Consider the following 9698-nt stretch of genomic DNA (forward strand, 5'->3'; position numbering starts at 1 on the left):
GATGTCGTTGACGGCCTCCGCATAGGTGTCGGGCCAACTTAAGAGTGGCCCAATCCCAGGCTAAGGCTGACGAAGATGCGGACGGCTCGCAAGACGGTGCGCTGACGGCCCGAGAACGCCGCCAGCTGGCGATGCGCCTAGAAGCGGACCTAGCCCAGGTCTCAGAAGGGTGGTGAGCGGACGCTATTCGATGACCGCTTGGCCCTTGGCCCACGCCCAGGCCGAGATCCGCCAGGTCCCGGCCACTTTCGTGAGCGCAGTCGTGAACCAAGCCCCTGATTGGGTGACCTGCTGACCTTTGAGTTTAAAGGTCATCGTCGCTGGCGAGACGACATAGGCGGCATCGCCCGTAACGTCGGCGTGCAACGGAGCGCCGAGGGATACATGGTAGCCGTTCGCGCCCAGGTGTTCGCCTTCGACCAGCACGTCCCGATACCAGTCCTTCGCCGCTGTGGGGCCGTGCCAGAGGTGCGGAGCCATCCCATCAAGGATGGTGCCCGGCACCGCGAAACAGTCCCCCATCGCCTCGGCGTCGGCACGGTTGAAGGCATCGATGTATCGCCCGACCGCAGCCACGGCGTCATCTTTCAGTTGGGTCAGATGGTCAGACATCGTTCGCACTCTCATGGGGTCATGGGGCTTGACCATGATCATGCCAGGCACAGCACGCACATCAGGCGTTCCCCCAAGGAGCGAAGGAGAATTTCCGCTTGGGGTCGGATCCTGCCAAAGGCGAAATTCCAAGAAGCGGACCTGCACATGAGTCCGCTTTTCGCCTCGGCCCCGATGTCCGGAATTGGCGTCACCCGGTCTTTTCAGCGTTGTCGAGGCTCAGGGACCTGGAGCGGACGCTCTGGTCGTCGCTTCGGGGTGGAAAACGGACGTTGAGCGTGGCGCCGCCGCACGCGCTTCGCTGGCGCCCGATCCAGCAAGGCAGGTCAACGCCGTTGTGTCGACTCCCCGAGCCTAGTCCACCGCCCAAAGGAGTTTGTCCTCCACGTTGAGGCGCTGGAACATTTCGAACATCCCGCTCATCGGGCTCTTGGCGTAGCTGGGTCGGGCCTGCATTCGGGAGAGCCATTCCGAGGCGGCGGGTGACCGCGCGAGCAGAGCCGATCCCTCCGGCGTTCGGGTGAAGAAGAGCAGTTGCGGTAGCAGGAAGCTGTCCGCCAGGGTCATCTCGGAGCCCACCAGAAACCCGCCCTCGGCGACGGCCTCATCGATCAGGCGCATCTGCAGAAGCAAGCCGGCGCGAGCTTCGACGAGAAAGGCTTCGTCGGGGTCAAAGCCGAATGCGGGGCGAACCAGGCGCTCCTTCATGAAACGGTTCATTGTCGGGAAGACATAGGAATTGATGACGCTGATCCAGCGCAGGACGTTGGCCTGGCCGAAGGCGTCAACGGGTTGCAGGGGGCGACCGGCGAACGCGCGATCGATGTAGTGCGCAATCGCCAGGGTTTCGTAGAGAACCACCGCCCCGTGCTGAAACGCGGGCATCTTTCCAAATGGATGAAGCGCCAAGTGCTCGTGCGAACCCGGCGTCAGCGGGACCACCTCGTAGTCAACGCCCTTTTCGTCGGCGACATGTATCGCCGTCCAGAGGTAGGCGCTCTCGGCCAGCGAATGGAACCTTATTGTCGCCATGGGCGCGCTCCCTGCGCTTGAGATCATTGGCTCCGCGCACTCGTCCATTAGGCGGCCTTGGCAGGTAACGCCTGAGGGATTCTTGGTCGGCCGAGCATGTCGAGTTCATCACGATGAACCGTGCAGATGAATTGGGCCCCTCTCCGGATTTCCACACGCTGGAAATGAGGCGAGGCGCTTAAATGGATGGCAGCCTGATCACGTGCTGCAGCGTCATTCGCGAGCAATAGCGTCGCGACCCCGACTATGCCGCTATGCCGATCCTTCAGAGTCAGCATGAACATCTGCATGGCCCGCGCCTCCATCAAAGGGAGTTAAACAAGCACGCACTCCCATTGGCAGACTTGACCTGGCGCAATTGCCGAAGTGGCCAGTCTGGGCGGCCCGCTCTGTCACTAGGCGGCCAGTCCATTGCAGGGAGACCAGCGCGAAGGTCGCGATCTCGGGGAGCGGACATGATGTCCGCTATGGGTCGATTCCGGAAATCGACCCGCGGCCTGATAGCGGACGTCTAGCCAGCCTGACCTAAAAAGCAGATTCACCAATCGTCCGCGAGGGGTGGAATCCGGTCGAGCGCGACGGGCCCGCAAGCCTCGCGGCCAATGTCCGCGAACCATCGAGCGGACCCGGACAAGTCTGCGAAGGTTGGCAAGTCCCCCCGAGCCCGGGCGCCGTCGCCTGTGCAGGGAGCCGCGGACGTCCTACTCCACCTGCCTCACCATTCCAGGGCCTCGGGGTTCTCGATCGGCCTTCCCGACTGCGTACTCACTGCGACGCGCTCCAGCCGGCCGTTTTTCAGGATTCCGATCATGTAGGCCTGGACGTCCGAAGTGGGGTTAGAGGCGCTTCGCGCAATGCCGGCCACGACCGCCGGTGCGCTCCTCTGTGAGGCTTCAGCCGTGCGGATCGCGTCGGCTAGCGAAACCTTGGCGACCTTGACGGCGGTCGCGCGCCGTTGGGCCTTCCAGTTCAACATCCACGACGGAATGGACGCACCGGTAAGCTCAACAACGTCACCGGTCGGATTGGCGAGCCGCCAAAACCTGACGTCCGATCCATTCAGCACGATGGCGGAGTAGCCCGGCGCGCCGCCGACGTTGTCAAAGGTTATCGCAGCCACTCGTCCGCCGTTCAGGGACTCGATCTTGGTCACCATGTCGGACAGGATCTTCGGATCGCCGCTAAAGCCGGTGACGTCGATGCTGATGTCTTGGTTCACCTTCAAGGTCTGGGCGAGAGATGGCGCTGCAGCGGCCAAGCTGCCGATGGTGGCTAGCGCAAGCAGAAGGGCACGCATGGAGGTCTCCTCAGAGGACGTATTCCCCGCCACGGTTACACCCCTCGGCAATTGCAAAGTCATGCGCGCCGGTACCTGAGCATGAGCAGCGATTCACCCGAGAGCGGACCTAGAAATGTCCGCGACGGGTCGATAGCGGAAATCCGCTACCGGTCGCAAAGCCGACCTAGGATGGGGCGAGGCTCCCGTTGCCTGCCGGCAATCTTGGGCCAGCCGAAACGTGCTCGTTGGGATATTCGTCCTGAGCGGATTTCAAACTGAGAAATCGCCAGGGGCCGCCCGTCAGACCCGGTAGACGACCCGCCCATCCACAATCGTCATCTGCACTTCGCCGAACAGCCGGCGGCCGTCGAAGGGCGAGTTGCGGGACTTGGACTTCAGCTTGTCCAGGTCGACCACGATGGGGGCGTTGAGGTCGCAGAGCACCAGGTCGGCGGGCGCGCCCTTGGCCAGGCGACCGGCCGCCAGGCCCAGCAGTTCGGCGGGGCGGCTGGTGACGGTGCGCATCAGATCGACCAGCGGGATGCGGCCGTCGTGATGGAAGGCGAGCAGGGCGGGCAGCAGGGTCTGCAGGCCCACGGCGCCGGGCGCGGCCTCGTCATAGGGCAGGCGTTTGTCCTCGGCCGGGGCCGGGGCGTGGGCCGAGACCACGATGTCGATCAGGCCCGAGGCCAAGGCCTCGATGGTCGCCTGGCGGTCGTCCTCGCCGCGCACCGGCGGGTCGAACTTCAGGAAGGTCCGATAGTCGCCGATGTCGATCTCGTTGAACGACAGGTGGTTGATCGAGGTGGTGGCGGTGACCGGCAGGCCCTTGGCCTTGCCGCGCGCCAGGCTTTCCAGCGCGCAGGCGGTGGTGATCTGGTCGACCAGGAACCGCGCGCCGGTCAGTTCGACCAGGGCTAGGTCGCGCTCCAGCATGATCTTCTCGGCGATCGGCGGCACGCTGGACAGGCCCATGCGGCCGGCGAACTCGCTGGCGGTGGCGACGGCGCCCGCCGACAGCCAGGGGTCGGCCGGGCGGTGGGCGACCAGGGTGTCGAAGCTCTTGGCGTAGGCCAGGACCCGTTGCAGCACCTTGGAATTGACGATCGGCCGGTCGGCGTCGGTCACATAAAGGCAGCCGGCCTCGCGCATCAGGCCGATCTCGGCCATGCGCTCGCCCTTGCCGCCCTTGGTGGCGGCGCCGGCCGGATAGACGTGGACCAGTTCGATGTCGCGCGTGCGGCGCAGGATGAAGTCCACGACCGAGGCCTCGTCGATCACCGGATCGGTGTCGGGCTGCAGGACGATGGAGGTGACGCCGCCGGCCGCCGCGGCCAGGGCGGCGGACTTCAGGGTCTCCTTGGTCTCGGCGCCGGGCTCGCCGGTCTTGACGCGAATATCGACTAGGCCGGGCGCCAGCATGGCGCCGCGCGCGTCGATCACATCGAAGTCGGCCGAGAGCGTGCCAAGGTCGCCGCCCTGGGCGACGTCGGCGATCTTGCCGTCACGGATCAGCAGCGCGCCGGGGCCGTCCCAGCCGCTAGCCGGATCGACGAGGCGGGCGTTCACGAAGGCGGTCGGGCGTTGGGTCATAGTTCTGGGCGTCCGATCCATTTTTCGACGACGGGCGGGACGTAGGCGCCCAGCGCGTCCAGCATCTCCACGCAGTCCTCGCGGAAAATCAGCATGTCGCGGTGCGGGGCCTTCAGGAACGCCTCGCCGACCGCGTGGTCCACGAAGCTCCGCAAGCCGTCGTAGTAGCCGCGCACGTTCAGGAACCCGGCCGGCTTGGCGTGGAAGCCAAGTTGGCCCCAGGTCCAGATCTCGAAGATTTCTTCCAGCGTGCCCGCGCCGCCGGGCAGGGCGATGAAGCCGTCGGACAGCTCGGCCATCCGCGCCTTGCGCTCGTGCATCGAGGCCACGACCTCAAGTCGGGTCAGGCCCGTGTGGGCGATTTCCTTGTCGGTCAGGGCGTGGGGCAGGACCCCGATCACCTCGCCGCCGGCGCCCAGCGCCGCGTCGGCCACCGCGCCCATCAGACCGACCTTGGCGCCGCCATAGACCAGCCGCAGGCCGCGTCCGGCGATCTGCCGGCCCATGGCCTCGGCGGCGGCGCGATAGACAGGGTCTCCGCCGGGGCTCGCCCCGCAGAACACGCAGACGGAGGCGATGGCGCTCATCAGTCGTTGTCCAGGCGCGCCGCGAGCGAGGCCAGCACCGCCATGCGCGCGGCCACGCCCATCTCCACCTGATCCTGGATCAGCGAGACGGCGAGGTCGTCGGCGACGTCGGAGTCGATCTCGACCCCCCGGTTCATCGGGCCGGGGTGCATGACCCGGACATTATCGGAGGCGAAGGCCAGCTTCTCGCGGTCCAGGCCGTAGAAGCGGAAATACTCGCGCTGCGAGGGGGCCATGACCCCGTCCATGCGCTCAAGCTGCAGGCGCAGCATCATCACCACGTCGCAGCCGGCGATGCCCTTGCGCATGTCGTGATAGACGTCCACGCCCCAGCGGTCGGCGTCGGTGGGCATCAGGGTCGGCGGGCCGACCAGGCGCACGTCCGCGCCCATCATCTGCAACAGCCCGACGTTCGAGCGCGCCACGCGGCTGTGCAGCACGTCGCCGCAGATCGCGATCTTCAGGCCGGCGATCCGGCCGAAGGCGCGGCGCATGGACAGCATGTCCAGCAGCGCCTGGGTCGGATGCTCGTGCTGACCGTCGCCGGCGTTGATCACCGAGCAGGTGACCTTCTGCGACAGCAGCGAGGCCGCGCCGGACGAGGAATGCCGCACGACCAGCAGGTCGGGCTGCATGGCGTTCAGCGTGACCGCGGTGTCGATCAGGGTCTCGCCCTTGGAGATCGACGAGGAGCGCGGGCTCATATTGACCACGTCGGCGCCCAGCCGCTTGCCCGCCAGCTCGAACGAGCTTTGGGTTCGGGTCGAGTTCTCGAAGAACAGGTTCATCAGAGTCCGACCCTTGAGCAGGTCGAGCTTCTTTGAATGCTGTCGGTTGAGGGCGACGAAGCTGTCTGCCAGATCCAGCAGTCCGGTGACCTCAACAGGGTTGAGATCGACCACGGACAGGAAGTGACGCTTCGGGAAGGGGAAGGTCCGCGAAAGGACCTCGTTCAGACCGGTGGGTGCTGCGCTCATTAAAGCGGCGTCTTAGGCCTCCTGGCGGAAGGCGCCAAGCGTTGCTGCTCATTCACCCACAGATCGAAGACGCTCGAGCGCGCCTTGCAGGATCCAGGCGGCGGCCATCTGGTCCACCAGGCCGGCGCGTTTGGCGCGGCTGGCGTCCAGCTGGTCGATCAGGAAGCGGTTGACCGCCATGGTCGACATCCGCTCGTCCCAGAAGGCGATCGGGATCTCGCGCAGCCGCAGCAGGTTGCGCGCGAAGGCGCGGTTGGACTGGCAACGCACCCCCTCGGTCCCGTCCATATTGACCGGCAGGCCGATGACGATGGCGCCCACCTCGCGCCCGTCGATCAGCGAGAACAGCCGGTTGGCCTCTTGGGTGAACTTGGTCTTGCGGATCAACTCCAGCGGGCTGGCGACCATGCGGGTGGTGTCGGACACCGCCACGCCAATGGTTTTCTCGCCCAGATCGAGGCCGATCAGGGCGGAATAGCGGGGAATCAGGGCGGGAATTTCAGTCAGTTCGACAACGGCCATGGCTCTCAATAGCGGTCATCGCTTGTCAAAGGGAGGCCCACACGGCTAACCCCTCCCTCGAACCATTAGGAGGGCCCCATGGCCATCGACGCCGCGACCGTCCGTAAGGTCGCGAGGCTCGCGCGGATCGCCGAGCCCGAGGAGAAGCTGGAACAGCTCGCGAGCGAGCTGAACGGCATCATGACCTGGATCGAACAACTGAGCGAAGTCGACACCGACGGTGTCGAGCCGATGACCTCGGCGGTGCACATGCCTGCGCCGATGCGCGAGGACGTGGTCACCGAGGGCGGCGACGCCTCCAAGGTGCTCTCGAACGCGCCCAAGACCGTGGACGGCTTCTTCGTCGTTCCCAAGGTGGTGGAATAGAATGACCTCGCTCACCAAGCTCACGCTCAAGGCCGCCCTCGACGGGTTGGCTGACAAGTCGTTCTCCTCCGAGGAACTGACGAAGGCGCACGTCGAGGCGGTCGCGGCCGCCCGGCCGCTGAACGCCTTCGTGCTGGAGACCCCGGAAAAGGCCATCGAGATGGCCAAGGCCTCCGACGCCCGTCGCGCCAAGGGCGAGGCCGGCGTGCTGGACGGCGCGCCGCTGGGTATCAAGGACCTGTTCTGCACGCAAGGCGTGCGCTCCACGGCCTGCTCGAACATCCTCGGCAACTTCATCCCGACCTATGAGTCGACCGTCACCGCCAATCTGTGGCGCGACGGGGCGGTCATGCTGGGCAAGCTGAATCTCGACGAATTCGCCATGGGCTCGTCGAACGAGACCACGGCCTTCGGTCCGGTCATCAACCCGTGGCGCTCGGAAGGCTCCAACGCCAAGCTGACCCCGGGCGGCTCGTCCGGCGGTTCGGCCGCCTCGGTGGCCGCTGACCTGTGCCTGGGCGCCACGGCGACCGACACCGGCGGCTCGATCCGCCAGCCGGCCGCGTTCACCGGTACGGTGGGCATAAAGCCGACCTACGGCCGCTGCTCGCGCTGGGGCGTCGTGGCCTTCGCCTCGTCGCTCGACCAGGCCGGCCCGATCGCCAAGACCGTCGAGGACGCCGCCATCCTGCTGAAGTCGATGTCCGGCCACGACGCCAAGGACTCGACCAGCCTCGACATCGAGGTCCCGGACTTCCCGAGCTTTGTCGGCAAGTCGGTCAAGGGCCTGCGGGTCGGCATTCCGAAGGAATACCGCGTCGACGGCATGCCGGCCGAGATCGAAAAGCTCTGGGAGCAGGGCATCGCCTGGCTCAAGGACGCCGGCTGCGAGATCGTCGAGGTCTCCCTGCCGCACACCAAATACGCCCTGCCGGCCTATTACATCGTGGCCCCGGCCGAGGCGTCCTCGAACCTCGCCCGCTATGACGGCATGCGGTTTGGCCTGCGCGAAGAGGGCGCCAACCTCACCGAAACCTACGAGAACACCCGCGCCGCCGGCTTCGGCCCCGAGGTGAAGCGCCGCATCCTGATCGGCACCTATGTGCTCTCGGCCGGCTATTACGACGCCTACTATCTGAAGGCGCTGAAGGTCCGCCGCCGCATCGCCGACGACTTCGACCAAGCCTTCGAAAAGGTCGACGCGCTGCTCACCCCCACCGCGCCGTCCGCGGCGTTCGGCCTGGGCGAGAACGCCGACGATCCGGTGGCCATGTACTTGAACGACATCTTCACGGTGACGGTGAACCTGGCCGGCCTGCCGGGCATGAGCATCCCCGCCGGCGTCGATGTGAACGGCCTTCCGCTCGGCCTGCAGCTGATCGGCAAGGCGCTGGACGAGGGGACGCTGTTCTCGCTCGGCGGCGCCCTCGAGAAGGCCGCCGACTTCAAGGCCAAGCCCGCCAAGTGGTGGTAGGCCGCTAAGCTTCTCCCTGCCCGAAAGGGCAGGGATCATAGCGCTTGTCTAAGCCGGCCGCGCCGTCGTCGCCGGCCTCTTGGAACTTCGCGGCCACTTGGCGTTCGGAGTCGTCCAGGACCGGCCTACAACCTAAGCGCCTCGCGCCCGACGCCGGTTGCCGTCAGGAACGGCGGGCACGCATGGGGTTGAGCGCCGGTTCGGCCGGCGGCATGGTCACGCCCCACGACGACGATCATCGGTCGTCGAACGCCTGGGGATTTCATGAGCGCCTCGTTGCTGCGGCCGTTCGGCCCGGAAATATGGCTGGCCGAGGGACCGGAGACCGAAGTGATCGGCTTCCGATACCCCACCCGAATGGCGGTGATCCGGCTGGCCGGCGGCGGTCTCCTGATCTGGTCGCCGGTCGCGCTCTCCGAGCCCCTGCGCGGCGAACTGCAAGATCTCGGCGAGGTCCGCTATCTGGTCGCGCCCAACTCGCTGCACCACCTGTTCCTGGGCGAGTGGCGCCAGGCCTACCCGCAGGCCAGGCTCTACGGCGCGCCGGGCCTTCGCCAGCGGCGCCCGGATCTCGTCATTGACGCTGAACTGGGCGACGCGCCGCCGCCGGAGTGGGCCGGCGATCTCGATCAGGTCCTGATGCTGGGCAACAAGATCACCACGGAGGCGGTCTTCTTTCACCGGGCCAGCGGCACGGCGCTCTTCACCGACCTACTGCAACAGTTCCCGCCGGATTGGTTCCACGGTTGGCGGGCGCTCATCGCGCGCCTGGACCTGATGACCGCGCCCGAACCCTCGACGCCCCGGAAGTTCCGCGCCGCCTTCACCGATCGCCGCGCGGGCCGCGCGGCGCTGCGGCGCATCTTGGACTGGCCGTCCAGCAAGGTCGTCATGGCCCACGGCCAGCCGGTGGAGCAGGACGGCCAGGCCTTCATCGCCAGGGCGTTCCGGTGGTTGACGGGCTGACGCGACGCTGGTCCGAACCCCTCCACTTCGCTCGATGTCCGGTTCAGGCCAATCAGCCCATGACCGCTTCGACCCTTAGGCGAAGTTCCCCGCGTCCGCTTCCTGGACAGCTCGGAGATCGATAGGGTCTCGGATATGCGCATCATCACAGCCATCGCATTTTGCGGCGTATTGCTCGCGACCCCGATGCAGGCGCAGGCCTGCCGAATGATAGTCCCCCAAGGGCTAAGTTCGTTTCAAGAAGCGGTGGTCGTCAGCGTCCAAAGCTCAAAGCGGTTGTCGAGGACCCC

General features: G+C 66.2%; 11 protein-coding genes. 3 read left to right on the top strand and 8 right to left on the bottom strand.

The window, feature by feature from the left end; all coding sequences use genetic code 11:
• Positions 1-183: 183 nt before the first annotated feature.
• From Q7T84_RS07850 to ruvX, 8 genes are all read right to left on the bottom strand, one after another.
• Positions 184-612 carry a nuclear transport factor 2 family protein gene (locus tag Q7T84_RS07850; RefSeq protein ID WP_304807465.1) on the bottom strand — a complete coding sequence of 143 codons (429 nt, stop codon included), beginning with the start codon at positions 610-612 and terminating at the stop codon, positions 184-186.
• 354 nt (positions 613-966) lie between these two features.
• Entirely contained in the window at positions 967-1644 is a 678-nt protein-coding gene (locus Q7T84_RS07855; RefSeq protein ID WP_304807467.1) for a glutathione S-transferase family protein, read from the bottom strand.
• Positions 1645-1691: 47 nt separating this feature from the next.
• Complete coding sequence (locus Q7T84_RS07860) at positions 1692-1934, bottom strand: hypothetical protein (RefSeq protein ID WP_304807469.1); 243 nt, start codon at positions 1932-1934, stop codon at positions 1692-1694.
• Positions 1935-2359: 425 nt separating this feature from the next.
• Positions 2360-2863, bottom strand: a complete 504-nt coding sequence (locus tag Q7T84_RS07865) for a hypothetical protein (protein WP_304807471.1) — start codon at positions 2861-2863, stop codon at positions 2360-2362.
• 360 nt (positions 2864-3223) lie between these two features.
• Positions 3224-4516, bottom strand: coding sequence for a dihydroorotase (gene pyrC / locus Q7T84_RS07870; RefSeq protein WP_304807473.1), 1293 nt, complete (start codon positions 4514-4516; stop codon positions 3224-3226).
• Positions 4513-5103: a TIGR00730 family Rossman fold protein gene (locus Q7T84_RS07875; RefSeq protein WP_304807475.1), complete on the bottom strand. Its 591-nt coding sequence runs from the start codon at positions 5101-5103 to the stop codon at positions 4513-4515. The genes pyrC and Q7T84_RS07875 overlap by 4 nt, the downstream gene beginning before the upstream one ends.
• Positions 5103-6080 carry an aspartate carbamoyltransferase catalytic subunit gene (locus Q7T84_RS07880; RefSeq protein WP_304807478.1) on the bottom strand — a complete coding sequence of 326 codons (978 nt, stop codon included), beginning with the start codon at positions 6078-6080 and terminating at the stop codon, positions 5103-5105. The genes Q7T84_RS07875 and Q7T84_RS07880 overlap by 1 nt, the downstream gene beginning before the upstream one ends.
• 48 nt (positions 6081-6128) lie before the next feature.
• Positions 6129-6602, bottom strand: coding sequence for a Holliday junction resolvase RuvX (gene ruvX, locus Q7T84_RS07885; protein ID WP_304807480.1), 474 nt, complete (start codon positions 6600-6602; stop codon positions 6129-6131).
• A gap of 78 nt (positions 6603-6680) precedes the next feature.
• Between ruvX and gatC the strand changes: the two genes are divergently transcribed.
• From gatC to Q7T84_RS07900, 3 genes are all read left to right on the top strand, one after another.
• Positions 6681-6968, top strand: a complete 288-nt coding sequence (gene gatC, locus Q7T84_RS07890; RefSeq protein ID WP_056734781.1) for an Asp-tRNA(Asn)/Glu-tRNA(Gln) amidotransferase subunit GatC — start codon at positions 6681-6683, stop codon at positions 6966-6968.
• Position 6969: 1 nt separating this feature from the next.
• Positions 6970-8442 (top strand): Asp-tRNA(Asn)/Glu-tRNA(Gln) amidotransferase subunit GatA, encoded by a 1473-nt coding sequence (gene gatA / locus Q7T84_RS07895; protein ID WP_304807485.1) that lies wholly within the window; start codon positions 6970-6972, stop codon positions 8440-8442.
• A gap of 264 nt (positions 8443-8706) precedes the next feature.
• Positions 8707-9408 carry a DUF4336 domain-containing protein gene (locus tag Q7T84_RS07900; RefSeq protein ID WP_304807487.1) on the top strand — a complete coding sequence of 234 codons (702 nt, stop codon included), beginning with the start codon at positions 8707-8709 and terminating at the stop codon, positions 9406-9408.
• Positions 9409-9698: the final 290 nt, after the last annotated feature.

The sequence above is a fragment of the Phenylobacterium sp. genome, assembly GCF_030654915.1.
GTDB lineage: Bacteria > Pseudomonadota > Alphaproteobacteria > Caulobacterales > Caulobacteraceae > Phenylobacterium.